Origin of the sequence: Pseudarthrobacter sp. NPDC058196 (genome assembly GCF_042882685.1) — a bacterium.
In the GTDB taxonomy this organism is placed as follows: Bacteria; Actinomycetota; Actinomycetes; order Actinomycetales; family Micrococcaceae; genus Arthrobacter.
Genome location: NZ_JBHVVN010000005.1, coordinates 11668 through 38167 on the forward strand (window position 1 = coordinate 11668; position 26500 = coordinate 38167).

Consider the following 26500-nt stretch of genomic DNA (forward strand, 5'->3'; position numbering starts at 1 on the left):
CCGCCACGCCCCGTTCCAACGGGCAGCGGCCTACAAGGAAAACCCAGCACGAGAAGCGAGGTGGCGCATGAGTTCAGCAACAGGGGTGGCGCAGTCCCAACAGTCGCAGCCGGTACCGGCTGCGGAAGCGCCGCCGGCAGGAACAGGCACGTCCGGCGCCGGCGGCTCCGCCACGGAGGCGGCGCCCCGGGTGGCAAAGGACTACTCGTCCTACCGTGTGGTGGCCGCCAAGCATCCGTGGCGCTGGGTGGGGACTGCCGTCGTCGCGCTCGGTGTCCTGGCCGTGGCATGGTCGCTGGCCACCAATCCGCGCTGGGAGTGGGGGGTTGTAGCCCAGTGGTTCACCGCCCAGTCCGTGGTCAACGGCCTGGTGGAAACACTGAAGCTGACGGCTATCTCCGGTGTCCTCGGGTTCGTGCTCGGCTTCATCCTTGCGCTCATGCGGCTCTCGGCATCGCCGCTGCTGGTCTCGGTGTCCTGGACCTTCTCCTGGATCTTCCGGTCCACGCCGCTGCTGGTCCAGATGCTCCTCTGGTACAACCTGGGCTACCTGTACGAAAAGATCAGCCTGGGGATCCCGTTCACCGACGTCCGGTTCTTCGAAGTGCAGACCACCACGTTGATCAGCCAGTTCGCCGCAGCCGTCCTGGGCCTGACGCTCAACCAGGCCGCCTACTCCGCGGAGATCATCCGCGGCGGCATCCTGTCCGTGGACCAGGGCCAGCTGGAGGCCGCGGCCGCACTGGGCATCCCGGCCTGGCGCCGCTCCACCCGGATCGTGCTGCCGCAGGCCATGCGCGCCATCCTGCCCACCGCGTTCAACGAGATCATCGGCCTGGTCAAGGGCACCTCGATCGTCTACGTGCTGGCCTACTCGGAGCTGTTCTACACGGTCCAGGTCATCTACAACCGCACCCAGCAGGTCCTGCCCCTGCTGCTGGTGGCCACGCTCTGGTACATCGTGATCACCTCCGTGCTGAGCGTCTTCCAGTACTACATCGAACGCCACTACTCCAAGGGCGCGGTGCGGAACCTGCCGCTGACGCCCCTGCAGAAGGCCCGCAAATTCTTCGCCACCCACGCGGCAGTCCCCAACCGGAGGAACTTCTGATGACTGACACCCTCACCGCCCCCACAGCCACCCGCGGCCTGGTGGAGATCACCGGCGTCCGCAAATCCTTCGGCCCCACGGAAGTCCTCAAAGGCGTCAGCCTCACTGTGGAACCGGGCGGGGTGGCCGTGATCGTGGGCCCCTCCGGCTCCGGCAAATCCACCCTGCTGCGCACCATCAACCACTTGGAAAAGGTGGACGGCGGCCACATCACCATCGATGGACAGCTGGTGGGCTACAAACTCCGCGGCGACCGGCTGCATGAGCTGCGGGAAAAAGAGATCCTGAAGCAGCGCACCGACATCGGCATGGTGTTCCAGAACTTCAACCTGTTCCCGCACCTCACTGCCCTGGAGAACGTGGCGGAAGCCCCCGTCGTGGCCCAGGGGCGGTCCAAGGAGGAGGCACGCCGCCGCGGCCTGGAACTGCTGGACCGGGTGGGGCTCAAGGACCGGGCCGGTGCCTATCCCCGCCAGCTCTCCGGCGGCCAGCAGCAGCGCGTCGCCATTGCCCGCGCCCTGGCACTGGACCCCAAGATCCTGCTGTTCGACGAGCCCACCTCCGCACTGGACCCCGAGCTGGTCAACGAAGTGCTGGACGTCATCCGCGAACTCGCAACATCCGGCACCACCCTGATCATCGTCACCCATGAGATGGGCTTCGCCCGCGACGTGGCGGACACTGTGGTGTTCATGGACCAGGGCCAGATCGTGGAGCAGGGCACCCCCAAGGACATTTTCAGCAACCCCCAGGAACCGCGCACCCGGAGCTTCTTCTCCAAAGTGCTGGAACCGGCCTTCAACATCTAAAGGACCCACCCCATGGCTTTCTCCCTCCGCGGCCTCCACCGCAACCGCGCACTCGCGGTGCTTCCCGCCGTCGTCCTCCTTGGCACCGCCGCGCTGGCAGGGTGCGCCGACCCCGGCGCCTCTGCCGCCGGCAACCCCAGCGGCGGCGCGCAGACGACGGCGGCCCGCAACGGCGTGGTCTACAACACGTCCCCGGACCAGCAGCGGATCCGGGCCGAGAAGGACCCGGCGCTCGCCGTCAAGGTTCCCGCGCTGATCAGCAAGGACGGCAAGCTGACCGTGGCCACCACGGCCGGTTCCATCCCGCTGTCCTTCCACGCGACGGACGACAAGACGCCGATCGGCTCTGAGCTGGACATCGCCCAGCTGGTGGCGGACAAGCTGGGCCTGGAGCTGGATGTCCAGGTCACGTCCTGGGAGAACTGGCCGCTGAAGACCCAGTCCGGTGACTTTGAAGCCGTCTTCTCCAACGTGGGCGTGAACAAGGACCGGGTGAAACTGTTCGACTTCGCCAGCTACCGCGCCGCCTACATGGGCTTTGAGGCCAAGAAGTCCGCCACCTATGACATCAAGGGCGCGGACGACATCTCCGGCCTGAAGGTCTCCGTGGGGTCCGGCACCAACCAGGAGAAGATCCTGCTGGCCTGGAACAAGGAACTGGAGGGCAAGGGCAAGGCCCCGGCCACCCTGCAGTACTACTCGTCCGACGCCGACACCATCCTGGCGCTCTCCTCCGGCCGGACAGACCTTAACATCGCCCCCTACCCGTCCACGGTGTACCGGGAAAACACCCGGGACGACCTGAAGGTGGTGGGCAAGGTGAACGCCGGCTGGCCGTCCGAAACCCTGGTGGCAGCCACCACCTTGCGCGGCAACGGCCTGGCGCCGGTCATCTCCGAAGCCCTCAACTCGGCCATCAAGGACGGCTCCTATGGCAAAGTGCTGAAGCGCTGGGGCCTGTCCGAGGAAGCCCTGCCCGAATCCAAGACCATCACCGATGAGAACTTCGCGGCCACCCAGGCAACGGCCACCGCCACGCCGTCCGGGAAGGCCTCATGAAGTTCCAGGTCCTGGATATCATCCCGCACCTGAAGAATCCGGTCACGGGGGAGATCGTCTCCACCGCGGACCGGCTGAACCAGGTGGTGGAAACCGCGCGCCGGGCGGAGGAACTGGGCTTTGACAGCTTCTCCGTGGGGGAGCGGCACGCCGGGGAGTTCATCTCCTCCTCGCCCACCACGGTGCTGGCAGCCATCGCCGCGGTCACTGACCGGATCCGGCTCCACACCGGCGTCACCGTACTCTCCGTCCTGGACCCGGTCCGGGTGGCGGAGGACTACGCCACCATTGACCAGCTCAGCCGCGGCCGCCTGGAAATCACCATCGGCAAGGGCAACGAGGTGCTGCAGTACCCGTTGTTCGGGCTGGACCTGGCGGACCAGTGGGACCTGCTGGCGGAAAAGTACCAGCTCCTGCGCCGGCTGTGGCGGGAGGAAGGCGTCACCTGGAGCGGGCGCTTCCGGCCGGCGCTGGTTGAGCCAACCACCACCACGCCGCGGCCGTTCAACGGTCCACCACGTATTTGGCACGGCTCTGCTACAACCTTGACCTCTGCGGCGCTCGCCGGCAAATGGGGTGACCCGCTGTTCACGGCCAACGCCATCCAGCCGCGCGAAAACTACGCGGTGCTGATCAAGCATTACCGCGAGGAATACGAACGGCACGGCCACGATCCGCGGCACCAGTATGTGGGCTCGGGCTGCGGGGCCGGTGGCGTGTTCATCGCCGGCACCACGCAGGAGGCAATCCGCCAGTTCGGCCCGGTGTACGAGGCCCTGACCGCCAACCGCAACGTGCCGGGCAACAATTCGCCCTTCCGCGATATCCAGCACGCAGTGGCCGAGGGTCCGGCGCTGGTGGGCAGCCCTGAGCAGGTCATCGACAAGATCCTGAGCTACCACTCGCTGTACGGGCATGACCTTCAGTCCATCTCCCTGCCCACCACCCTGCCGTTCGAGCAGCAGCTGGAGATCCTGGAGCGGTTTGCGCTGGAGGTCATCCCGGCCGTCCGGGCGGCGGCCCCCACCACGCTGTGGGAAGCCGGCGACCCCTACGGCAACCGCCCCGAATTTGTCCGCCCGTCCACCACCGCCAGGAGTGAGAATGTCCTTGTCCACTGAAACCGCCCTCGAGTCCTTCGACGCCGACTGGCAGGAATGGCACGCCGCCCACGAACAGCACCGTGCCCACCCGCACGGCTTCCTGGCGGTGACCCACCTGCACTGGCTGGGCAGCGAACCCGCCCGGCCGGAAGGTGTCCCGGGCACCTGGAGCGTGGCGGCCGACGTCGTCCGCGTCCTTTTGGAACCGGGTGACAGCCTGCAGCAGGACGGCACGGAGCTGAACACGGAAGCCGGCGCATCGCTGGAGTTCGGGCCTGTCGAAGAACGCGGCGGCATCAACCTGGTCTCCGGCGAGACCGTCATTGAACTGGCCAAGCGGGGCGGCGAGTACATCGTGCGGCCGCGTCACCCGGAAAACCCGCTGTTGCAGGCCTACCAGGGCACGCCCGCCTACTCCCCGGATGCTGCGTACGCCGTCCGCGGGACCTTCGTGCCGTTCGAGGCGCCGCGGCCCACCACCGTGGGTGCCGCCGTGGAAGGCATCCAGCATGTCTACGAGGCTCCCGGCGAGATCCGCTTCAAGCTGGGCGGCCAGGAGCTGGCGCTGACCGCGTTCAACGGCCACGCACCCGGCTCCCTGTCAGTGCTGTTCACCGACCAGACCTCCGGCAAGACCACCTACGCGGCCAACCGCTCCCTCTCCGTGGTGCCCGCCGCGGACGGCTCCGTGGTGCTGGACTTCAACCGGGCCGTGAACCTGCCGTGCGCCTACACGGACCTGGCCACCTGCCCGCTGCCGCCGGCCGAAAACCGGCTGCCCGTGGCCGTCGAAGCCGGCGAAAAGATTCCCTACGAACGTCAGGACCAGCAGTGAGTACCTTTGAAAAGCCGGGCTTCCTGGCGATCGAGCTCGACGGCGCCGGCTGGGACGGTGCGGACCTTGCCCGCGCCGTGCTGGCAGCAGAGTCGGCCGGCTTCCACGCCGCCACCTTCACCGACGCGCCGGCGCCCGGCCGGGCCAACGCCCTGCAGCGGGCAGCCTTCGCGGGGCCGGGGACGCACACCATTGCGCTGGTCCCGGAAGTGGACACCGCCTACACCGAGCCATTCCACGTCTCCACCCAGCTGGCCAGCCTGGACTACGTGTCCGGCGGCCGGGCCGGGTGGATCGCCACCGCCGCAGATGCACCTGAGGCGGCCGCCGCCGTCGGCCGTTCAGCCGTGACCGGCGAGGCGCTGGGGCAGGAAGCGGCCGCCTCCATCGAGGTGTCCCGCCGGCTGTGGGATTCATGGGAGGACGACGCCGTGATCCGCGATGTTGCCACCGGCCGGTACATCGACGTGGACAAGCTGCACTATGTCGATTTCCAGACGCCTGCCGTTTTTGCCGGCGCGGGCTATTCCGTCAAGGGGCCGTCCATCATTCCGCGGCCGCTCCAGGGGCAGTTGCCGGTGCTGGTTCCCGCGTCCCTGCTCGGAGAAGTCCCGGCGGACGCGGTGGATGCCGTGCTGGTGTCCGCGCCCGCAGCGGAACTGCTGGCCGCCGAGGTCCGCGACGTCCGGGCCCGGGTGGGGGCGTCCGTTGCCGTCATCGCCGAGCTCGACGTCGTCCTGGACGCCCGCGGCCAGGACGCGGCGGCGCGGGATGCATCGTTCGACGGCGGCCGGGCGGCTTTTGCAGGTTCTGCGGCGGCTCTCACCGACTTCCTCGCCGACCTTTTAAAGGAGGCCGACGGCGTGCGGCTGCACCCGGCGTCGCTCTTTGTTGACGTGGAGGAACTGGGCCGGCTGGTCCTTCCGGAACTGCGGCGCCGCGGAGCACTCCGCCCGGTGGTGCAGGACGGAACCTTCCGCGACCTGCTCGGCCTGGAGCGCCCGGCCAGCCGCTATGCAACCGCCGCCGCTGCGCCTGCCGGTGCCGGAAAGTAAGGGAAAACCATGACACAGCACACCCGTGCTACATCCGATATCTTCACTCCGAGCGGGCAGATCCAGTTCGGTGTCTTCTTCCAGGGCGTCAACTCGGGCACCATCTGGAAGGCGCCCGAGTCGGGCTCGCAGACGGACTTCGAATCGTTCCGCCGGATCGCCCAGACGGCGGAGCGGGGCCTGTTCGCCGCGTTCTTCCTGGGCGAGGGGCTGCGCCTGCGGGAGCACTTGGGCCGCCCGCACGCGCTGGACGTGGTGGGGCGCCCGGATGCGCAGACCATGCTCGCCGCCCTGGCGTCGGTGACCACGAACATCGGCCTGGTGGCCACCCAGAACACCACCTACAACGATCCCGCCGATTTGGCGCACCGGCTCGCCTCCCTGGACCTGATCTCGGGCGGCCGTGCGGCGTGGAACATCGTGACCACCGACAATGCCTGGACCGGAGCGAACTTCCGCCGCGGCGGCTATCTGGACCACGCCGACCGGTACAAGCACGCCGAAGCATTCGTGGAGACGGCCAAACGGATCTGGGACTCGTGGGAGACGCCGGACGGCCCTGCCCGCCGGGTGCTCCATCAGGGGCAGCATTACACCGTGGACGTCACGCCCCGGCTGCCGCGCAGCGCGCAGTACCGGCCGGTGCTGTTCCAGGCCGGGGACTCGCCGGAAGGCCGCAATTTCGCAGCCCGGCAGGCGGACGTGATCTTCTCCGCCCACCCCAAGTTCGACGCCGCCGTGGAGTTCCGCAAGGACCTCGTGGAGCGGTCCGTGGCTGCCGGCCGCGGGGCTAACGCTGTTCAGATCATGCCGGCCAGCGAATTTATCCTGGCGCCCACGGCGGCCGAGGCCGCTGAGAAGAAGGAATGGGTGCGCAGCCTGCAGATCGGCCCGCAGCAGGCCATTGCCTACCTGGAGCAGTTCTGGGGGCGCGAGCTGTCCTCCTACGATCCGGACGGCCCGTTGCCGGAGATCGATCCCGTGGTGGAGGAAACGTCCGAAACCTGGGGCAGCGGTTTCCACGGCGCCAAGGCCCGGCAGCTGGCGGACCAGTGGCGGGCGGAGGCCAAGGACAAGGGGCTGTCCATCCGGCAGTTCGTCACCTCGAAGACCGCGCGGATCGATTCCACCTTCACCGGCTCCTACACCGCTGTGGCCGACCACCTGGCCGAGTACGCCCGGGTGGGCGCCGTGGACGGGTTCAACATTTCGCCATGGCTGGTCCCGACCGGCCTGGATGACATCGTGAACCACCTGGTCCCGGAACTCCAGGAGCGCGGCGTGTACCCCACCGGGTACCGGGGCAGCACGCTCCGCGAGCACCTGGGGCTGGAAACGCCCGTGCGTACCGCCGATGAAGCGGCCGCGGCGGTCCGCGCCTGATGCGCTGGGCCGGTTTTGCTAGAAGGGCCGGCTATTCCGGGAGGGACGACGACGGCGGCGAGGTTCGTGCCGTCGTCGACCCTTCCGGCGGGGATCCCTCTGTTGTGGCCGGTCCGTCCGGGACCGTCAGCCTGCAGCTGACGGTATGGGAGCAGTGGATCTAGGCTTGCTGCCGCGCTATGCCGGTCCCTAGTCGGTTTCCGGGCTTTGGCAGTAGAAACAGGTGCCGGCGTCGCAGTCTTCCGCTGTGTCCTGGTCCGTTTGTCGCTCACTCATTCCGGTTCCTTTCCGTGGGGGTTGTGAAGTAGTACCCCTGGCAGGGGTTTGCCCGGGACCCCTGCTGGGAGCCCGGGCAAACACTGGGGGTGGTGGCCTGCCGGCCGGTTAGTGGGCCAGGGCCGGCTCGGCCAGCTGCACCTTTTCTGCCTCGGTGGGCACGAAGCCTGCCTGGAGCTCGGAGCGGAGCTTGCCCATGTCCAGCTCGCCCTGCCATTTGGCGATTGCCACGCAGGAGACGATGTTGCAGACGGTGCTGGTCAAGGCGCGGGCCTCGCTCATGAACCGGTCGATGCCAACGATGAGGGCCACGCCGGCCACCGGCAGGGTGGGCATGACGGTCAGGGTCGCCACCAGGGCCACGAAGCCACTGCCGGTGACGCCCGCCGCGCCCTTGGAGGTCAGCAGCATCATGCCGAGCATCAGCAGGATCTGGCCCCAGCTCAGGTGGATGTCGCAGGCCTGGGCGATGAACATGGAGGCGAGGGTGAGGTAGATGGCCGTTCCGGTGAGGTTAAAGGAGTAGCCGGTGGGGACCACGAGTCCCACGACGCTCCGGTCGCAGCCGATCCGCTCGAGCTTGGACAGCAGGCGCGGCAGGACCGGTTCGCTGGAGGACGTGGCCAGGACGATCAGGAATTCGTCCTTGAAGTAGCGCAGGATCTGCCAGAGGCTGAAGCCGGTCACCTTGGCCAGGATGCCCAGGCCCACCACCACGAAGACGATGCAGGCGGCGTAGAAGGCAAGGATCAGCATGCCGAGGTTGCCGATGGAGTGGGCGCCGTACTTGCCAACGGTGAAGGCCATCGCCCCGAAGGCGCCCAGCGGAGCCACCTTCATGATGTAGCCGAACATGATGAAGAGCAGCTTGTTGAAGCTGTTGACCACGTTCAGGGCCAGCTGGCCCGGCGCGCCGAGCTTGCTGAAGGCGAAGCCGCACAGCAGTGCAATGACCAGCACGGGCAGGACTTCACCGTCGGCGAAGGCGCCAACGAAAGTGGTGGGGATGATGCTGAGGATGAAGTCCACGGGGTTGCTGCTGGGCAGCTGCGTGGTGTACTTCTGCGCCACCGAGGAGTCCAGGTGCGTGGGGTCGATGTGCATGCCCGCGCCGGGCTGGAACAGCATCACGGAGGCAAGGCCCAAAGCGAGGGCGAGTGCCGTCAGGGCGTAGAAGAGGCCAAGCGAGCGGACCAGGGTGGGGCCCACCTTCCTGGTGTCCCGCAGGGAAGTGATGCCTCCCACGATGGTGCAGAACACGATGGGCGCGATCATGAACTTCACGAGCTTCACGAATCCGTCGCCGATGGGCTTGAGGGACGAACCGAGGTCCGGCCACAGTGCGCCCACAACGACGCCGAGGGCGACTCCGATAAGTACCTGGACATACAGGTGTCCGAGGATGGATTTGATCTTCATTGAACAACTTCCTGGTTGGTGCAGCCCCTTAATGATGGGGCAAAGAGATGGGGGTTTTAGGCGGACAGCTCTGCGGCCGGGGCCACATCGATATCTGCGGTGGCGATGTGGCGGGCTGCCCGGTGGAGGGCCACTTCGCTGACGGTGCCGGAGTCATCGGTGATGATTTCGGCGGTGATCACCCCGGCGGGCGTCCCGATCCGCAGAACGCGGGGACTTCCGGCGGTGGTGGGCTGGCCTGCCGCGTCAGCTACGACCGAGGACGGCTGCGACGCTGCGAGGGCTACTGCCACGGCTGAGGTCAGGCCTATGGCCGGGTGGGGCGCGAGCATGGACAGCATCCGCACCCGCACGTCGTGGCTGCCGGCGCTGATGGTTGTTCCGTCCGCGGCGGTGTAGTCGCCGGCAGGCGCCACAACACCGACCTTCGGGACAGCGTTCTGCGGCGGATCCTCAGGCTTCCGCAGCCCCATGATGAGGCCTGCTGATGCCCGGGCCGCGATGAGGTCCGGCAGTTGGGCGGTGAGGTTGTCCGTCATCGAGGAAAGATCGACGCCGGCCTCGTCGGCGGGCAGGAACACGGCGGGCGCGCCGGCATCCACCATCGTTGCGCTCAGCGTGGTGCCGTTGACCTCGAGCTGGTCCACCGTGTTGCCGGTAGGCAGGAGTGCGCCGGTGTTCTGGCCCCAAGGACCGTGGAACGAGAGGCTGACGGGAACACCGGCTGCACTGCTGCCCGGAACCCGTGCCAGGCCCGACTTGGGAATGTGGCCGCCGGGAGTTGGAACCGCTCCGCTGAGCACAGCGCCGGACGTGACGTGGCGCATGCGGACCGTGGTCATGCCGTCCCGGGCGGGAACGATACCCGTCTGGACTGCGAACAGGGCAATGGCGGTGGCGCAGTTTCCGCAGTTGGAGCCGAGTTCAACGGTGGGGTCACCGATCCCCACCTGGGCGAAGAGGTAGTCAAGGTCAGCCTCGGGGCCAGGGGTTGCCCAGATGACGGCAGCCTTTGACGTGGTGGACGTTCCTCCCCCGACGCCGTCCAGCTGCCGCGCATCCGCTGCGCCGAAAGCGGCTGACAGCAGTGCGGGGATGTCCTCGCGGGTGGGGGCGTGGACGGCCACGTCCCTGGCATCGAAGAGCCAGCACTTGCTGGTGCCGCCCCGGTACCAATGTCCTTTGAGTCCCACTGTCTATCTCCCTCGTAACTTGCAGGTGCTCTACTTCACAGCACCTCGTACTTCTACGATCCGGGATGCGAGGCTTCAGCACAATCGCAAATAAGTGGACGACTATCTACTTTTGCTAAACTCAGTGCATGGCAATCCTCGATCTCCACCGGCTCCATGTGCTCCGCGAGGTGGGCCGTTCCGGCTCCCTGACCTCCGCTGCCGCCGCCCTGTCCTTCACCACCTCGGCGGTCTCGCAGCAAATAGCCAAACTCGAGCAGGAGATGGGCGTGGTCCTCATCGAGCGCCATCCGCGGGGCGTGGTCCTGACCGAAGCGGGGCATGCCCTCCTGCACTACGCCGACGACATCGACAGGACCGTGGAAGCTGCCCGCGCCGAGATGGGGGAGTTCGCGGGCCTTCGGCGCGGCCAACTCCGGCTCGGGACCTTTCCCACCGGCGGGGCCTCCCTGATGCCGGACGTTGTGCTGGCGTTCCGCGCCCGCCACCCGGAGGTCGCGGTAACAGTGGTGAGCGCCCGCCGGGACGGCCTGTTGGAACGGTTGCGGCGACGGGAAATCGAACTCACGCTGCTGTGGGACTATCCCTGGCAGCAGATCGAGGATCCTGACCTGACCCTGGTCCGCTTGACGAACGATCCGACAGTGCTGCTGGTACCGCGGGAGCACCCCATTGCGAAACTGGGCTCGGTCCGCATCGGTTCATTGAGCGACCAGGAATGGGTGGTGCGGGACGAGCACCCCGTGGCCGACGTCCTCAGCCGGGTGTGCCGCGACGCGGGGTTCGAGCCGCGGATCGCGTTCGCCGCCAACGATTACCAGGAGACGCAGGGGATGGTGGCGGCCGGAATCGGGATCGCCCTGGCCCCCAGGCTGGCGTTGACGGCCCTGCGCCCTGACGTCGTAGCGGTTCCCCTCGCCGGGTCCCCAAAGCGCCGGATCCTCCTGGCCCACCTGGCAAACCGGCGGCTCAGCCCGGCGGCGCAGCAGGCAACCACGGTGTTCCGTTCCATCGCCAAGGGCGCGGCTTCCTGACAATGGATGGTGCCGCCGTCGTGCGGTGCCTTTCCTGGCGCTACCGGGCCAGGGGCCCGGCAACCAGCGCCCTGGCAAGGTCCATGAATTCGGCGTGGGTCACCGGAGGGGGGCCTGCCGTCGAGGCAGTTGCCGTACGGGAGTTCCGTGTGATGGCGAAGCTGTCGCTGACGAAGCGCCGGTGCACAATGACGCTCCCGATCGCCGGCAGGACCAGCAGGAACTGGCCGTAGTTGCCCGCAGCCAGGAACGACCCCTCCCACTGGGGGCCGGATTCCCGGGGGAGCCACCACAGGTAGCCGTAGTCGCAGGTGCCAAAACCGGTGGCCGGCGCCATGTCTGCGCGCCTCACATGTGAGGCCACGGTCTCCCTGACCCACCCCCGGGGGACAAGCTGCCGGCCCTCCCACTGTCCGCCGGCAGCCATCAGCAGCCCTATCTTTGCCAAGTCCCGGGCGGAGAGGAAGAAGTGGTAGGCCGGGAAGGCGGACTTTCGGGCGTCCCCGAGCATCTGCTGGCGTGTGGCGACGTAGTCGTCGAACCCCAGCGGACCGGCCAGGTGCTTCTCGAACGCTTCGAAGACGGTCAGGCCGCTCGCCTTCTCGAGGATGGCGCCGGCCGCGTTGAAATCCCAGTTGTTGTAGAGGAAATATTGCCCGGGCGCCTTTGTGCCACGTGGAGGGAAGGCATCCTCGTCACTGCCCGGGCTGGACGGCGGATGGTAGACCCCCGAGCGCGAGGTCAGGAGGTCACGGAGCCGCGCCGTCCTCTCGATGGGCAGCAGGCCGCCAACATCATCAACACCGAGTTCATCGAGGGTGGCGTCGAGGCTGACCGTGCAGGCGTCCACCTGGATTCCGAAAAGGATCGAGAGCAGGCTTTTGCGGACCGAGGCGACGTAGCTGGCGCGGGTGGTGTCGCCGAGCTCAAGGATGGTCCTGCCGTCCCGGCGGACCAGCAGGGACGAGGTGTTCCGGGGCAGCGGAAGTGCAGCGGCGTGGACGGCGGTCACGGGGCTCCTGGTGGTGGGTGAATGAAAAAAACCTGGGGACCCGGCGGAGGCCGGGTCCCCAGGCACGGGATTTCGGGGTTACTTGGTGTAGCCGAAGACCTGGTTCCACTTGGCAAGGTCGTCCTTGCCGAAGGTCACGGCGTCGGTGTTCTGCATGCGGTACACCTTGCCGGAGTCGACGGCGGGGAGGGTCACGCCCATGATGGTGGGGGGTGCCACGTCCGTGCGGACCGGGTATTCACCGATCTGCGCGAAGACCTGCTGGCCCTGCTTGGAAAGGTTGTAGTTCATGAAGACCTTCGCGGCTTCCACGTTCGTGGCGGTACCCGTCATGCCCAGGTAGTAGTCGTAGGAGACGAGTCCCTCCTCGGGAACGATGAACTTGACCGGAGCCTTGTCCTGGACAGCCGAGATATTGGTGCCGCTGACGGTGACCGTGCCCACGGCCACCTCGCCGCGGGCCAGGGCCGTGGCTTCAGCACCCAGGGAATCGTAGATCTTCGGCTTCTGCGCAGCGTACTTGGCGAAGTAGTCGCCGCCCATCTTGGTTTCCATGAACCTGTTCAGCGCGGCGGTGCTGCCGCCCGAACCACCCTGGACGATGCCCAGCTTGCCTTGCCACTTGCCGCCCACCGCATCGGCCCAGGACTTGGGGGCGTCGGCTTCCTTCACGAGCTGGGTGTTGTAGCCCAGGGTGTAGACCGAGTTGAACATGCGGGTGAACTGGCCGCCGTCGACGGAAACGTCCTTGAGGGCCGAGGCGCCTGGCACGTCATAGGCCTTCCAGACCTTGGCGTCCTCCATGGACTTGGCAATCCGGTAGTCGGACGTGCGGATGACGTCGGCGCTGAGCTTGCCGGCGCCCTGTTCGGACAGCACGCGCTCGGAGAGCTTGTTCGGGGTGAGCCGGACAACGTTGACCTTAATACCGGTGTCCTTGGTGAAGGCGTCCACCAGTGCGCTTTCGGACGAGTCGGTGTAGCCGGAGTACAGGGACAGGGTCTGCGTTTTTGCCTTCTCGTAGGTGGCCTTGTCCGCGATGGACTCACCGTTGATCACCAGGCCGTCGTCGGTGTTCACGGCGGCAGTGGCAGTGACCACGCCGGCACTCTGGGCGGCGCTTCCACAGCCGGTCAGGCTGAGGGCCAGGAGCACTCCGGCGGTGGTGAGGGCGGGGAGTTTGGACGCTAACTTCATTGAGGGTGTCCCTTTCAAAGGTGGGTGTGAGGTCAGTTCTTGGTCTTGCGTTCGCCGCCGACTTTTTGGGCGATAACGGCGAGGATTCCGATGACGAGGCAGTACAGGACGCTGACGGCGGCAGCTGCCTGGCTCTGGCCGTTGTCGAAGTTGTCGAACACGAGGATGGACAGGATCCGGGTGTTCGAGGTGAAGAGGAAGATGGAAGCGCTGAGCTCACGCATGGAGAGCATGAGGAACAGCAGGAACGAGGACATGATGCCCACGCGCATCAACGGCAAGGTGACGTCCAGGACGGACCTGGTCCGCCCGGCGCCGAGCATGACGGCGCTGTCCTCGAGATCCTGATCCATCTGGAGCATCGACGCGGAGACGCCGCGGTAGCCCTGGGGCATGAACACTGCAACGCAGGCGACGGCGAGGATTGCCAGCGTGCCGTAGATGGGCAGTGGCAGCAGCAGCCAGGTCCAGAGCAGTCCGATGCCCATGACGATGGCGGGGACGGCAAGGGGGGTCATGGCCACCAGTTCGATCAGGCGTCCCACCTTGGACTTGGTGCGGTAGCGGATGTAGGAGGCGATGAAGCTGAGGGTGGTGCCGGCGAATGCTGCGATCAGGGCCACCAAGACACTGTTCTTGAGGGCGAGCTGGAAATCGTTGGATCCGAGGACTTCGATCAGCTTGGCGAAGCTGAGGGAGTTGGCCTCCAGCAGCTGCGACATCGAGGAGACGAACGGGGTGGCCTGCATGGACGCGGCGAGCAGTGCGAGCATGGGCAGGACGACGGACACCGCGAAGTAGGCCAGGGCCAGGATGGTGAAGGGCCAGCGCATCTTGCGCAGCGGGACCTGGCGGGGACGGTTGCCCTTGCCGGTCATGGTGGTGAATTTGCGCTTGTTGATGATGCGCTGCTGGATGAGCGTCACGGCCATCAGCGCCACGGTCAGGATCACGGCGACGCTGGCCGCCTGGTTGCTCTTGGCCGGCGTGGCGCTCATGAGGCGGTAGATGTAGGTGGGCAGGGTGTCCACGCCGGCGGGGTTGCCGATGACCTGGGCCACCGGGAAGTTTTCCATCGTCAGGGCGAAGACCAGGACGGCGGAGCCCAGGATGGCCGGCAGGGCCAGGGGCAGGGTGACCGTCCGCAGCATGGTGCGCAGGGGAGCACCGTGGACGGTTGCTGCTTCTTCGAGGTCGGCGTTCATCATCGACAGCGAGCTGTGCAGCAGCAGGAAGGCGTATGGCGCATAGAAGATTCCCAGCACGAACACCAGGCCCGGCAGGCTGTAGATGTTGATGGCGGCATCAATGCCAAGGTCGCGGAGGAAGATGTTGATGTAGCCGGCGCTCGGCGAGCACAGCAGGGACCAGGCCAAGGCGCCCACCAAGGCGGGGATGAACATCGGCGCCATGCCGATGAAGAAGATGAACTTCCGCCACGGCGCATCGGAGCGGGCGCAGACGAAGGCCAGGAATGCCCCGATCAGCAGGGCGATGAGTGCGGAGCCGGCACCGACCATGAGCGAGTTGACCAGGGCCCCGAGTGCTTCCGGGGTGGCCAGCAACGCCAGGTTGGACAGCGTCAGACCGCCCAGGGAGATGCTGCCCGGCCGCGGAACACTGTCGGAGAAGGCGGCGAGCAACACCAGGGCAAGCGGAAGGACGATGAGGACGCCGAGGATGACCAGGACAATGAGGCCCGGCGTGTTCTTCCGGAGGCCCGAGAGGGTCCGGGCAGCGCGGTAGTCCCGGGGCGCCGGCATGGGTGCGAGGCGGGCGTCGGCGCGGGTGGTCGCCTCGGTGGTCTTGAGGCTCATGCGAGGACCTCAGCCGGCAGGATCTGGACTTCGCGGGGGTTGACGGTGACCCATACGCGGTCCCCCACTTTGTGCTGTTCGCCGCGGCGCAGGCCGCCCAGGGCATCCAACTCGGGCCCGGATTCCAGCTGGATGGCGTACCGGATGTCGTTGCCCTGGAATCCCGCTACCCGGACAGTTCCCGGCCAGGAGTTGGGGTGTTCCGTGGGCATCGCGGTGATCTGCAGGTCTTCGGCCCGGATGCAGACCTTGGGGGATGCGCCGGCATCGCCGGCCTGCTGCGCCGACTGGACGCTGAGCTCGCTGTTGGCGATGCGTGCCGTGGTGGCGCCGGTGGCCGTGCCCTCCGGAGTGCAGTCCATGATGTTCGAAACACCCAGGAAGTGGGCAATCGAGGCGCTGGCGGGAGCCTCGTACATGTGCTGCGGGGCGCCCATCTGCACAATCCGGCCGCCCTGGAGCAGGGCGATCCGGTCGGCCAGGGCGAAGGCTTCGTGCTGGTCGTGGGTGACGTACACGCAGGTGAGGCCCAGCTGGAGCTGGATTTCGCGCAGTTCAACCCGGAGCCGGTCACGCAGGCGGGCGTCAAGGTTGGAGAGCGGTTCGTCGAGCATGAGCACGCTGGGCCGCATGACCAGGCTGCGCGCCAGGGCGACGCGCTGCATCTGGCCGCCGCTGAGCAGGCTGGCGCCGCGGTCCGCGTAGGGCTCCAGGCCGACCAGCGTGAGGGCCTCCATGACGCGCTCATCGATCTCGCTCTTGGAGAGTTTCTTCTGCTTCAGCGAGTAGGCAACGTTCTGGGCCACCGTCATGTGCGGCCATACCGCGTAGGACTGGAAGACCATGCCGACGTTGCGCTTGTTCGGGGGCAGGTTGATGCCTTTTTCGGAATCGAAGACCACCACGTCGTCGATGATGATCCGCCCCGAGGTGGGCTCCTCCAGGCCGGCGATGCAGCGCATGGTGCTGGTCTTGCCGCATCCCGATTGGCCCAGGAGGACGAGCGCTTCGCCGTCCTCGATGTCGAGGTTGAGGTTTTCGATGGCAGTGAAGCTTCCGTACTTCAGCTGCAGGTTTTGAATGCTGATTTTCATGGCTGATTCCTTGGGCTGGGTTTTTCCGGTGTGGGTTTCTTCAGTCACTTGGCACCAGGATGGTGCTTTCGCTGATGACGCGGGCCGAGCGTTGGAAGGAGACCTCAGCGGGATCGGCTGCATCCAACGCCAGTGCGGTCTTGCCTGTGAGCAAGTGGATGAAGAGGCCGGCCTCGGCGGCCGGAACCATGCTGCGTTGCACCACGCTGCCGGCTGTCCCGGAGGCGGCAGCGACGGCGACGGCGCTGGTGAGCCCGATGGCAGGGTGCAGGGCGCTCATCGAGATCATCCGGGCGGAAACACCGGTAGTTCCTTCAGGCGGAGGCCCCACAATGCCCACCTTCGGAATAGAGCTGAGATTTTGTGGAAGGCCCATCTTTTGCGCAGCCGCGGCGCGCAACTGCGGAGCCACCCGGACCAAGGCTTCCAAAGCTTCTTCGCTGCCGGTCGCGTCCAGCCCCAGTGCTCGGGCGTCAAAGAGCGCAGCCGGGGCGCCTGCGTCGACCAGGGTCGCCTGGTACCGCCGCCCGTCGACGTCGATGTCATCGATGGCGTTCCCCGTGGGGAACTGTGCCCCGTAGCTGGACCACGAGGTTTTTTGGAAGACAACGTCGATGGGCACGCCGGGGTAGTGCTGGCCATCGAGGCGCCGCCCGCCGTAGGTTGGGACCTGGCCCCCCGGCGTCGGAATCTCACAAACGAGTCGCAGCCCGGTCACGGTGTTCAGGATGGGTACCCGGGTGACTTCCCCGGTGGGAGCGGCGAGCCCGGCATGGAGCGCGTAAAGGCCCAGTGCAGTTGCGCAATTGCCGCAGTTGCTGGCCCACTCAACGGCCGGCTGGTCGATGGCCACCTGGGCGAACCGGTAGCGGACCGTCCCGTCCGGGTCGGTGCCGGCCACGGTGATGGCCTTGCTGGTGGTGGACGAGGCGCCGCCTACTCCGTCGATCTGGCGGAGGTCCGGCGAACCGAAGGTGCGGATGAGGAGGCGGTCCGTCTCCAGGGCGTCAGCTGGAAGGTCCTCGTCCCGGAATATCCAGCACTTGCTGGTGCCGCCACGGACAAGGGTGGCCGGTACCGGCGTGACCGGGAGGGTGCCGGCTTGCGGCTCTTCCCTGAATAGAAGCGTCATTGGTTCTCCTGAAATACCCCGCGCTGCCGTGTGCAGCAACCGGGTAAATGTTCAAAGCCGGGCAAACCAGAATCCGTTCTGTACCCAACTGTATGGCGTTGGTCACAAACGGTATACCGTTAACATTACTTAAGCAACAGTCTAAAAAATATGAATACAGATAGATCGGTTGGGGTTCCGTGGAGGCGCGGGGATTGTGCGGGAATGGCGCACGGTGTTCACAGCACGCCGTAACGGTATGCAGTGCGTTAGAATTGCGGCTACTGGTATGGCGCTGGCGCGTCCTGCCGCTTGTTCCATGAAGACCGGAGGCCGCCCGTGGCGTCGCAACCCGAAACAAGCCCCTACCTGATGATCAGGAACGCCATCATCTCGCAGGAGCTGCCTCCCCGTGCCCAGCTCGTTGAAAGTGCCCTGGCCAAGAAGTACAACGTCTCCCGGACTCCCATCCGGGAAGCGTTGCGCCGGCTCGAAACGGAAGGGCTCGTGGAGCGCTACGGTTCACGCATGCAGGTGCGGGAGTATCGCCCGGAGGAGATGCTGGACCTGTACGAGGTGCGCACCTTCCTGGAGGAGGCGGCTGCAAAAACCGCGGCTCTCCGGCACACGGACATGGACCTCATGCTTATCGACCGCGCGCACCAGGCCATGGTCACCCTTGATTTTGATGCGGCCACCCCGGCTGAGCTGGCCGCCGCCAACCGCACTTTCCACGAGCGCATCTGGGCCGCCAGCCACAGTGCCGCACTCCTTGACCTGCTGGACCGGATCCTGGTGCATTTCATCCGCTACCCCGGCACTACGCTGTCCACCAGGGAGCGGTGGGACCGCGTGCTGAAGGAACATGAGGAACTGCTGGTGGCCATCCGTGCCCGCAATGCAGAAGAGGCCGGCCGGATCGCCAGCGCCCACATGGATGAGGCGAAGAATATCCGGATCCAGATGTACATCGACGCGCAGGAAATCAGTAACCCGCGCGTGGGTTAGCCGCAAAATACGCCACTACGCCTCTCCCGCCGCGCCCCAACACTCGCAGCGAGACCCCATTGCATACGTCGGCATACTTATGTATACAATCGTGTACAGCGATGGAGCTGAGGAGATGGATGATGGTCAAGAGCGACGTCTTGGTAGTAGGTGGCGGTAACGCCGGATTTGCGGCAGCACTTGCAGCCGCTGAGCGTGGACGCAAAGTTGTCCTGCTGGAAAAGGCCCGGGAAGCCGCATCGGGCGGCAACAGCTTCTACACTGCCGGCGCCACCCGCATCTCCCACAACGGGCTCGGGGAGCTGATCGAATTTGTGGAGCCTGACGACCGGCACGCCGCCAGTGAAGTCCCCGCCTATACGGCTGCCGAATACCTTGCCGACCTGTCCAAGGTCTCTGAAGGGCGCAACGACCCCGAACTGTCCGCGGTCCTGGTCAGCGAAAGCAACCCGACGTTGCGCTGGCTTCAGGGCATGGGACTCAAATACCGCTTGATGTATGAACGCCAGGCGTACCGGACCCAGGACGGCGGGTACCTGTTCTGGGGCGGACTGCACGTGGGTAACGTCGGTGGCGGCAAGGGGCTCATGGCCGACCACCGGGCGGCCGCGGAGCGCGTGGGCGTTGAGGTCATCTATGACTGCGCAGCCACCGGACTGATCAGGGAGGACGGCCGCGTCAGCGGAGTCCGGTACCGCACCCCATCCGACGAAGGCGAATTCCGGGCCGAGTCGGTCATCCTCGCTTCGGGAGGTTTTGAAGCCTCACCTGAACTTCGCCGCCAACACCTGGGTGAGGGGTGGCAGAACGCGAAAGTTCGCGGCACGCCGGGCAATACGGGCGAGATGATCCTCGCTGCCCTCGACGCCGGTGCGGCGAGGGGTGGCGATTGGTCCACCTGCCACAGCGTGGCCTGGGACGCCTGGCACCCGGAGAACGAGAGCAACCTTGAGCTCACCAACCAGCTCACCCGCGGCGGTTACCCGATGGGCATCGTGGTGAACACTGAGGGCAAGCGTTTTGTTGACGAAGGCGCCGACTACCGCAACTACACCTACGCAAAGTATGGCCGGGACATCCTTGCCCAGCCGGGATCAGGTGCCTTCCAGATCTTTGACGCCGCCTCCCGTCCCATGCTGCGGGCCGAGGAGTATGACATGCCGGGTGTATCGGTGGTCATCGCGCCGACTCTCGCCGAGCTGGCACAGCAAGCCGGGATCAGCCCCGAGGGCCTGGAGGAGACGGTGCAGAACTTCAATGCCTCGATCACTGAGGGTGCCCCGTTTGACCCCAACGTCAAAGACGGGCGCCGGGCAGACACCCGGCCGCCCAAGAGCAACTGGGCCCGAAGCATCGCCACCGGCCCGTACTACGCGTTCCCGGTGACCTGCGGCATCACGTTCACGTTCGGCGGCCTCAAGACAGACACCTGGGGACGCGTGCTGACCCAAGATGCGCTGCCGCTTCATGGGCTCTATGCCTGTGGGGAAGCCCTGGGCGGATTGTTCAGCGGAAACTATCCCGGCGGCTCCGGGCTTGCGGCGGGCGCCGTCTTCGGCCGGCGCGCCGGCTCCATAGCCTAGGCAACCCACCCGCACGGACCAGCAAAGGAAAAGAGAAAAAGTGGCCATTCCCATCCACCAGCGGCTTCGCGAGGATGTTCTCGCGAGCGTCTTTGCGCCCGACGAGCCGCTCACGGAGGCCAAGCTCACCGAGCGGTACGGGGCTTCCCGGACACCGGTGCGGGAGGCGCTGCAGCGGCTGGAACAGGACGGACTGGTTGAACGGCGCGGCAAGGCGGTAGTGGTCCGAACGCATTCGGCCGAGGAAATCATTGATATCTACGAGTCAAGGATCATCCTGGAGCAGGCCGCCGCGGCCAAGGCTGCCGTCAAGGCAACCGCCCTGGACCGGCAGCTGCTCACGGGGCTGCTGACGCAGATGCAGCAGCTGGACCCCGGCGACGGCCGGGCGCTCGCGGAAACCAACCGCGCCTTCCACACCCAGCTGTGGCGCGCCACGCACAGCCCGTCGCTGATCGGGCTGCTGGAACGCCTGGACCAGCAGGTGCGCCGGTACACCCTCACCACCCTGACCTACCCGGGAAGGTGGCCGGTGGTGCTGGCGGACTACACCGACCTGTTGGCTGCAATCGGGGACGGCGACTCCGCCCTCGCCGGGGAGATCGCGGCCCGCCACATGTCGGACGCCTTGAACATCAGGTTGAAGATGTACGCCGAAGATCCCAGGACGCTCTAGGCCGCATCGGCGGCCGCGGGCGTCCCGCACAAGACCCGCCGGCAGATGTTCCTGCATACTCCATCGCAACAGGAAACCCGAAAGTCGGGCGCAGGGCATCAGCCGGTGCACAGAGGTGGGGCAGGCTCCAATGGGCCTGCCCCACCTCGCTTTTTCCGGCACCTCGTGCGCCGGGCTGCCTTTGCTGGAACGGACGACGACGGCGGCGGGGCAGGTGCCGTCGTCGAGCCTTCCGCGGGGCAGGCTCCGAGCAGGAAGAAGACCGCCCGGACGCACAGCAAGGGCACAGACACAACCGGTCCGCCGCATAGCCGCATGCGGTTTCCTTGGACCATGACCACTTCACGCACACCCGACCAGCCGGACTACGACCAGCCGCATCCCAACCACGACCGGGGGCTGGAGTTCGATCTGTCCACCCTGATGAGCCGCCGGTCCCTGGGGATGCTCCTGGGTGCAGGCGGTGCGGCCGCCGCGCTCGCCGCCTGTACCCCTGCCGGAACCCCGGGTTCCACGTCTTCGGCCACGTCGCCGGCCAGTTCTTCGGCGGCATCTACAGGGTCCGCCGCAGCATCCACCGGCTCCGCTGCCGCCTCGGCCACGCCAACGCTGACGCGGGCGATCGCCGAATGCGGGGTGGAGATTCCGGAGGAAACGGCGGGCCCGTACCCCGGTGACGGCTCAAACGGGCCGAATGTCCTGGAAGCGTCCGGCGTGGTGCGCCAGGATATCACCTCAAGCTTCGGCGCCGCCTCTGCAACGGCGGAGGGCGTGCCGCTCACGTTCACCCTCACGCTGCTGGACAACGCCAACGGCTGCAGCCCGATGGCCGGTGCCGCGGTGTACGCCTGGCACTGCGACCGGGACGGGAAGTACTCGATGTACGACTCAAGCCTGAAGAACGAGAACTACCTCCGCGGCGTGCAGGAAGCGGACGCCAACGGGCAGGTCACCTTTGCGTCCATCTTCCCGGCCGCCTACTCCGGGCGCTGGCCGCACATCCACTTCGAGGTCTTCGAGTCAATGAACAATGCCACCTCCGCCGGACAGGTGCTGGCCGTCTCCCAGATCGCATTGCCCAAGGCGGCTTGCGACGACGTCTACGCCACCGCCGGATACGAAAAGAGCGTCACCAACATGACCCGCACCACCCTGCAGTCGGACAACGTGTTCGGGGACGACGGCGGCATCTACCAGCTGGCGACGATGACCGGCTCGGCCGCGGCCGGCTACACGGCGGGGCTCAACGTGACCATCTAGCACGCCGACGCTCCCCGGTTCCAGGCAACTGCCCGCGGTTCCGTCATGTTGGCCTGGTATTAAGGGACAATCAAGGGGTCAAACACCGGAGGAGCGGGCGGATCGATGGGGCTGGGTATGGGGCGCACCCGCGGGAGCGTAGTTGCCTCCTGCCTGCGTATCCTCCTGGTGGCGATTTGCGTGGTAGCGCTCGCCAGCGGCGGTGACAGTGTGGCCGGGGCACCGTACCCGACGCTGCACTCCCACGAACGGGTTTCCAGTCACCCGGGGACCGTGGCGTTGCCCCAGCCGCTCTCAGATGCGCTGGACGGCCCGGTAGGGGTGCCGGGCGGGTATGGGATGTCCTTGGCGGCCCACGTGGGGGAGCACCATGTGCGTGCGTCCTGGACCTACGTTGACGGGGTGCCGGCGTTGAACGCGCATGTGGACTCGTGGCTGCTTGGACTCCTCGATGCGGCTGCACCTGCGGGTAGCCGTTACCGGCCCGCGATGGCGCTGAACCCACCGCAGTCCGCGGGCCAGGAAATGACCGCTTCCGCGGCACCCGTCCTGGCCGCGGGGACCATCATTGTTGTCCGTGAAAAAGTGAAGGGTTCCGGGACGGACGGGACGGGCTCAGAGCGGTCGGAAACCGTTTACGTTGACGCGGTTTCCGGGGCTGTCCGCGGAGGCGCGGAGCTTCTGCGGCCGGAGGCGATTCCGGGCATCCAATCGCGCATGCTGGGCATCCCTGCGCAGATCGCGGCCCCCGTCCGGCAGGACATCCCGGTACGCGACCTGGTCCTGAAACCGTCCGGGGAGCTGGCCGTGTCCGCGGAGGTTCCCGGAAACCCCGGGGGCAACGTGACCTTGACGATGAACGCCGGCGATGCCGGGGCGGTCCTCAGCGACTACGGCCGGCAGGTCCTGGGACAGCTGAACGCCGCCGCCGTCCCGCGTCCCGCGACAGCGCCCGCAGCCAGGCACGTGAACTGCGATATCGTCCCGTGCGCTGCCTTGACGTACGACGACGGGCCGGACGCCCGCACCACACCGCAGCTTTTGGCCATCCTGGCAGAGCGAAAAGCCCAGGCCACGTTCTTCATGACCGGGTCCAATACTGCGGCCAACCCAGCAATCGCGAAACAAGTGGCCGACGCGGGCTTCGCGATCGGCAACCACACCTTCAGCCACCCTTACCTGACCAAGCTGCCCGTCCCCGCGGTCAAGAAGGAAATGCAACGTACGGACGCCGCCATCCTGGCCGCCACCGGGGCCGCTCCAATCATGATGCGGCCGCCCTACGGCGCGGCCGACGCCGCGGTGCAGGGCGCTGTGGGCAAGCCACTCATTATCTGGGCCGTGGACTCGCTGGACTGGCAGAGCAAGAACCCGGCGGTGTTCGTGCCCAAAGTGCTCAAGGAGATCACGCCCGGCGCGGTGGTGCTCATGCATGACGTCCAGCCGACGACGATAGCCGGCCAACAGGAACTCATGTCCACCCTGCAGGCCCAGGGCTACCAGCTGGTGTCCGTCCCCCAGCTCTTCGAAGGAACACCCTTGGTCCCGGGCCATGTGTACAGGTCACGGCCGGTGCGCCCATAGGCGGCCTGCCGGGGTTCCGGCCGCGTTGAGCCGGATGCCACGCCTCCGGGCGGAGGGCTGCGCTGCCCGCCGTGACGTGGGTCATTCCAGCAACAGGCCTCCGGAACGGGGTGCCAGGACGTGGTCAAGGACGATGCAGGCGGCTCCCACGGCGGTGATGTCCTCGCCAAGAACCGATCCCACCAGCTCCACTTCGTGGATCATGCCCATGGCCAGGCGGTTGGCAAGGGCGGCGTGGAGGACCTCAAGGTAGCGGGTTCCCACCGGAGGCCAGGACGGTCCGCCGAAAACGATGCCATCGACGTCGAGCAGGTTGGCGATGTCCTCGACGGCGCGGGCAAGGCGGTCTGCTGCTTCCTGGAACAGGGACGAGGCGCCTTGGTCTCCGGCATCCGCCAACGCCGCCAGCTTGTGGAAGTGCTCGGTTATGTGGCGCAGATCCGCCTGGTCGACCGGGCCCGGGAGGATCCCCTTGCCCACGGCGTCGTTGACCAGTTCGACGGGCATAATGGATATGCCCAGGCAGCCCTTGCGTCCGCAGCCGCACAGCCGGCCTCCGTCACCGGTGGAAAAGTGTCCGATCTCGCCCACATTGTTCGAAGATCCGCGCACCACTTCGCCGTTCATTACCACTGCCGCGCCGACGCCGCTGCCGAGGTACACGAAGGCGAAATTCTGGTCTGATCTCTTGTTCCGCACCCACAGTTCGGCGTGCGCTGCCGCTGCCGAGTCCTTGTCGAGGAAGACGGGAAGTCCGGTCGCTTTCCCGAGCGATTGCCGCAATTCCACGCGTTCCCAGCCGGTAAGCATCGGCGGTCCCACCACGGCGCCCTGATCGAATTCGATGGGTCCGGGTGCGGCGATTCCTACTCCCAGGACACGGGTCCGGGGTATATCCGTTTCGCTGATCAGGGCTTCAATGGCAGCCGCAATCCGTGCCACGGTTTCTTCCGGTCCGGCAACGGCCACCACCGGGAGGTGTTTGCGGTGCACCACCCTACCTGCCAGGTCCAGCAGCACGAACGTGAGCATGGATGGATCCAGGTGGGCCCCCACAGCATATTTGCTCTTCGGATCGATGGTCAGCGTGGTTCGCGGCTTGCCCTGCGGGACGTGCACTTTTCCGCTCTCCAGGATCAGTCCCAGGTCCAGCAGGCGCCGCGCGATGTTGGATACCGTCTGCGTGGACAGGCCCGTTGCACCGATGAGTTCCACCCGGCTCATCCCTGATTCCGAGCGGCGCACGAGGTCCAGTACAACGGCCTGATTGAAGGCGCTGACACGCTCCAGATTCGATCCGCGAGGCATCCAAACTCCCTAACTCAATTTATTTGACTAAGCCCGATCCTAGACTATAGTGGCCTGTATCACAGGCTGTCTGTTAGTTCGGACACTCCAACAAGTAGCTTCGCAGAGGCGGAGCTCTGTCTCCCAAAGGGATCCCCTGATATGACTAGGACGAGATTTTTTGCGGCTGCAGCAGGTCTGCTCGCGGGCACCGTTGCCCTGAGCGCCTGCGGCAGCTCATCTGCACCATCCCAGGCAACCGACCAGAACGCGGACGCCAAGGAGGTGACGCTGACCATTACCGCCAACTCCATTTCGGGCGGGAAAAACGCTGCCGGCGCCGACTGGATCACCAACTACGTCATCCCCAAGTTTGAGGAGGCGGAAAAGGCCAAGGGCGTCACTGCCAAGGTCAACTTCCAGCCCAACGGCGTGGATGACCAGGCCTACAAGACCAAAGTCTCCCTGGACCTTTCCACGGGCCAGGGCGCGGACGTCACGTCCATCGACGGCATCTGGCTGGGAGAGTTCGCAGACGCCGGGTACATCAGTCCCCTTGAGGACATTGTGGGCAAGGACAAGGTCCAGGCGTGGGACGGGTGGAAGCAGATCAAGCCTGCCGTCCAGCAGCTCACTACCTACGAGGGCAAGCAGTACGGCGTTCCGGACGGCACGGATGGCCGTGTCATCTACTTCAACAAGACCCTGTTCGCCCAGGCGGGCCTGCCCGCTGACTGGCAGCCCAAGAGCTGGGACGACATCCTCGATGCCGCCCGCAAGCTCAAGAAACTTCCGGACGTGACGCCCCTGCAGATCAACGCTGGCAAGGCCATGGGGGAAGCGGCAACCATGCAGGGGTTCCTGCCGTTGCTGCAAGGTACCGGCCAGCCGATCAACAAGGACGGCAAGTGGCAGGGCAACAGCCAGGGCGTCCAGGACGTCCTGAACTTCTACTCAAAGGTCTACGGTTCGGAGCAGCTGGGCGACCCCCTGCTCCAGCAGGATGCCAAGGGCCGGGACAAGTCCTTCCAGGAATTCTCGCAAAACAAGTTGGGCATCCTGATCGAAAGTGACTACCTCTGGCGCTCCGTGATCAACCCCGTCAAGGGTGTGTCTCCCATGGCCAACCGGGACAGCGCAGTGGGATGGGCCAAGATCCCGGCCCAATCGTCCGGCAAGGGCCCCAACGGCGCTGACTTTGTCAGTATGTCCGGCGGTTCGGGCGAAGTCATCAACCCCAAGACGAAGTACCCGCAGCAGGCGTGGGAACTGCTTCAGTTCATGTCGTCCGCAGACGCAATCAAGGCACGCATCGGGTCAACTCCCCAGATCTCGGCCCGGGACGATGTCAACGGAGAGATCCTCAAATCCGACCCGCTGCTGAACTTCATCTCCACCGAGGTCCTGCCGGTGACGGCATTCCGCCCCGGACTCGCGGACTACACGCAGGTTTCCGCTGCACTGCAGGACGCCAGCGGGATGGTGGCCTCGGGCAAGTCGGCCGCGGACGCAGGCAGCTCGTACCAGAAGGCGTTGGAGGGAATCGTCGGTGGTAGCGACAAAACCTTCAAGTGACCCAACAGTGGAGGCCCCG

Annotated in this window: 22 protein-coding genes; 14 read left to right on the plus strand and 8 right to left on the minus strand. The window is 66.2% G+C overall.

Annotation, left to right across the window (positions count from 1 at the left end; genetic code table 11):
- Nucleotides 1-67: 67 nt before the first annotated feature.
- Genes ACFVVC_RS08285 through ACFVVC_RS08315 form a run of 7 tightly spaced genes read left to right on the plus strand, consistent with a single transcriptional unit; the run spans nucleotide 68 to nucleotide 7355 of the window.
- Nucleotides 68-1111 carry an amino acid ABC transporter permease gene (locus ACFVVC_RS08285; protein WP_387451194.1) on the plus strand — a complete coding sequence of 348 codons (1044 nt, stop codon included), beginning with the start codon at nucleotides 68-70 and terminating at the stop codon, nucleotides 1109-1111.
- The gene (locus tag ACFVVC_RS08290) at nucleotides 1111-1920 is read left to right on the plus strand and encodes an amino acid ABC transporter ATP-binding protein (RefSeq protein WP_387451197.1); all 810 of its coding nucleotides are present in this window, start codon (nucleotides 1111-1113) and stop codon (nucleotides 1918-1920) included. Before ACFVVC_RS08285 ends, ACFVVC_RS08290 begins: the two co-directional genes overlap by 1 nt.
- A gap of 12 nt (nucleotides 1921-1932) precedes the next feature.
- The gene (locus tag ACFVVC_RS08295) at nucleotides 1933-2979 is read left to right on the plus strand and encodes a transporter substrate-binding domain-containing protein (protein WP_387451200.1); all 1047 of its coding nucleotides are present in this window, start codon (nucleotides 1933-1935) and stop codon (nucleotides 2977-2979) included.
- Nucleotides 2976-4100: an LLM class flavin-dependent oxidoreductase gene (locus tag ACFVVC_RS08300; protein WP_387451203.1), complete on the plus strand. Its 1125-nt coding sequence runs from the start codon at nucleotides 2976-2978 to the stop codon at nucleotides 4098-4100. The genes ACFVVC_RS08295 and ACFVVC_RS08300 overlap by 4 nt, the downstream gene beginning before the upstream one ends.
- Nucleotides 4084-4917, plus strand: a complete 834-nt coding sequence (locus ACFVVC_RS08305; RefSeq protein ID WP_387451206.1) for a DUF1684 domain-containing protein — start codon at nucleotides 4084-4086, stop codon at nucleotides 4915-4917. The genes ACFVVC_RS08300 and ACFVVC_RS08305 overlap by 17 nt, the downstream gene beginning before the upstream one ends.
- Nucleotides 4914-5972 carry an LLM class flavin-dependent oxidoreductase gene (locus ACFVVC_RS08310; RefSeq protein ID WP_387451209.1) on the plus strand — a complete coding sequence of 353 codons (1059 nt, stop codon included), beginning with the start codon at nucleotides 4914-4916 and terminating at the stop codon, nucleotides 5970-5972. Before ACFVVC_RS08305 ends, ACFVVC_RS08310 begins: the two co-directional genes overlap by 4 nt.
- Nucleotides 5973-5981: 9 nt before the next feature.
- The gene (locus ACFVVC_RS08315; RefSeq protein WP_387451212.1) at nucleotides 5982-7355 is read left to right on the plus strand and encodes an NtaA/DmoA family FMN-dependent monooxygenase; all 1374 of its coding nucleotides are present in this window, start codon (nucleotides 5982-5984) and stop codon (nucleotides 7353-7355) included.
- 384 nt (nucleotides 7356-7739) lie between these two features.
- On the opposite strand, the gene dctA is transcribed toward ACFVVC_RS08315, so the two are convergent.
- Nucleotides 7740-9050 (minus strand): C4-dicarboxylate transporter DctA, encoded by a 1311-nt coding sequence (gene dctA / locus ACFVVC_RS08320; RefSeq protein ID WP_387451215.1) that lies wholly within the window; start codon nucleotides 9048-9050, stop codon nucleotides 7740-7742.
- Between the two features lie 56 nt (nucleotides 9051-9106).
- Nucleotides 9107-10243: a PrpF domain-containing protein gene (locus tag ACFVVC_RS08325; RefSeq protein WP_387451218.1), complete on the minus strand. Its 1137-nt coding sequence runs from the start codon at nucleotides 10241-10243 to the stop codon at nucleotides 9107-9109.
- Nucleotides 10244-10371: 128 nt separating this feature from the next.
- On the opposite strand from ACFVVC_RS08325, the gene ACFVVC_RS08330 reads away from it, so the two are divergent.
- Complete coding sequence (locus ACFVVC_RS08330) at nucleotides 10372-11277, plus strand: LysR family transcriptional regulator (RefSeq protein WP_387451221.1); 906 nt, start codon at nucleotides 10372-10374, stop codon at nucleotides 11275-11277.
- A 40-nt stretch (nucleotides 11278-11317) separates the two neighbouring features.
- Here the strand turns inward: ACFVVC_RS08330 and ACFVVC_RS08335 are convergent, their stop codons facing one another.
- The 5 genes from ACFVVC_RS08335 to ACFVVC_RS08355 form a co-directional block, all read right to left on the minus strand.
- Entirely contained in the window at nucleotides 11318-12289 is a 972-nt protein-coding gene (locus tag ACFVVC_RS08335) for a serine hydrolase domain-containing protein (protein ID WP_387451224.1), read from the minus strand.
- A 78-nt stretch (nucleotides 12290-12367) separates the two neighbouring features.
- Nucleotides 12368-13486, minus strand: coding sequence for an ABC transporter substrate-binding protein (locus ACFVVC_RS08340; RefSeq protein ID WP_387451227.1), 1119 nt, complete (start codon nucleotides 13484-13486; stop codon nucleotides 12368-12370).
- Between the two features lie 32 nt (nucleotides 13487-13518).
- Nucleotides 13519-15303 carry an ABC transporter permease gene (locus ACFVVC_RS08345; RefSeq protein WP_387451229.1) on the minus strand — a complete coding sequence of 595 codons (1785 nt, stop codon included), beginning with the start codon at nucleotides 15301-15303 and terminating at the stop codon, nucleotides 13519-13521.
- Nucleotides 15300-16397: an ABC transporter ATP-binding protein gene (locus tag ACFVVC_RS08350; RefSeq protein WP_387451232.1), complete on the minus strand. Its 1098-nt coding sequence runs from the start codon at nucleotides 16395-16397 to the stop codon at nucleotides 15300-15302. Before ACFVVC_RS08350 ends, ACFVVC_RS08345 begins: the two co-directional genes overlap by 4 nt.
- Nucleotides 16398-16437: 40 nt before the next feature.
- Nucleotides 16438-17529 carry a PrpF domain-containing protein gene (locus ACFVVC_RS08355; protein WP_387451235.1) on the minus strand — a complete coding sequence of 364 codons (1092 nt, stop codon included), beginning with the start codon at nucleotides 17527-17529 and terminating at the stop codon, nucleotides 16438-16440.
- A gap of 318 nt (nucleotides 17530-17847) precedes the next feature.
- Here ACFVVC_RS08355 and ACFVVC_RS08360 point away from each other — a divergent pair, with 318 nt between their 5' ends.
- The 5 genes from ACFVVC_RS08360 (at nucleotide 17848) to ACFVVC_RS08380 (ending at nucleotide 23619) form a co-directional block, all read left to right on the plus strand.
- Entirely contained in the window at nucleotides 17848-18516 is a 669-nt protein-coding gene (locus ACFVVC_RS08360) for a GntR family transcriptional regulator (RefSeq protein ID WP_387451238.1), read from the plus strand.
- Between the two features lie 119 nt (nucleotides 18517-18635).
- Nucleotides 18636-20099 (plus strand): FAD-dependent tricarballylate dehydrogenase TcuA, encoded by a 1464-nt coding sequence (tcuA, locus tag ACFVVC_RS08365; RefSeq protein WP_387451241.1) that lies wholly within the window; start codon nucleotides 18636-18638, stop codon nucleotides 20097-20099.
- A gap of 40 nt (nucleotides 20100-20139) precedes the next feature.
- A complete protein-coding gene (locus ACFVVC_RS08370) occupies nucleotides 20140-20775 on the plus strand; it encodes a GntR family transcriptional regulator (RefSeq protein WP_387451244.1) in 636 nt (211 codons plus the stop codon).
- Between the two features lie 333 nt (nucleotides 20776-21108).
- Complete coding sequence (locus ACFVVC_RS08375) at nucleotides 21109-22035, plus strand: intradiol ring-cleavage dioxygenase (protein ID WP_387451247.1); 927 nt, start codon at nucleotides 21109-21111, stop codon at nucleotides 22033-22035.
- A gap of 117 nt (nucleotides 22036-22152) precedes the next feature.
- On the plus strand, nucleotides 22153-23619 hold the full coding sequence (locus tag ACFVVC_RS08380) for a polysaccharide deacetylase family protein (protein ID WP_387451250.1): 1467 nt from the start codon (nucleotides 22153-22155) through the stop codon (nucleotides 23617-23619).
- Nucleotides 23620-23700: 81 nt separating this feature from the next.
- Here ACFVVC_RS08380 and ACFVVC_RS08385 read toward each other — a convergent pair whose 3' ends face one another.
- Entirely contained in the window at nucleotides 23701-24927 is a 1227-nt protein-coding gene (locus ACFVVC_RS08385; protein ID WP_387451253.1) for an ROK family protein, read from the minus strand.
- A gap of 141 nt (nucleotides 24928-25068) precedes the next feature.
- Between ACFVVC_RS08385 and ACFVVC_RS08390 the strand changes: the two genes are divergently transcribed.
- Nucleotides 25069-26481: an ABC transporter substrate-binding protein gene (locus ACFVVC_RS08390; protein WP_387451256.1), complete on the plus strand. Its 1413-nt coding sequence runs from the start codon at nucleotides 25069-25071 to the stop codon at nucleotides 26479-26481.
- The last annotated feature ends 19 nt before the right edge of the window (nucleotides 26482-26500 follow it).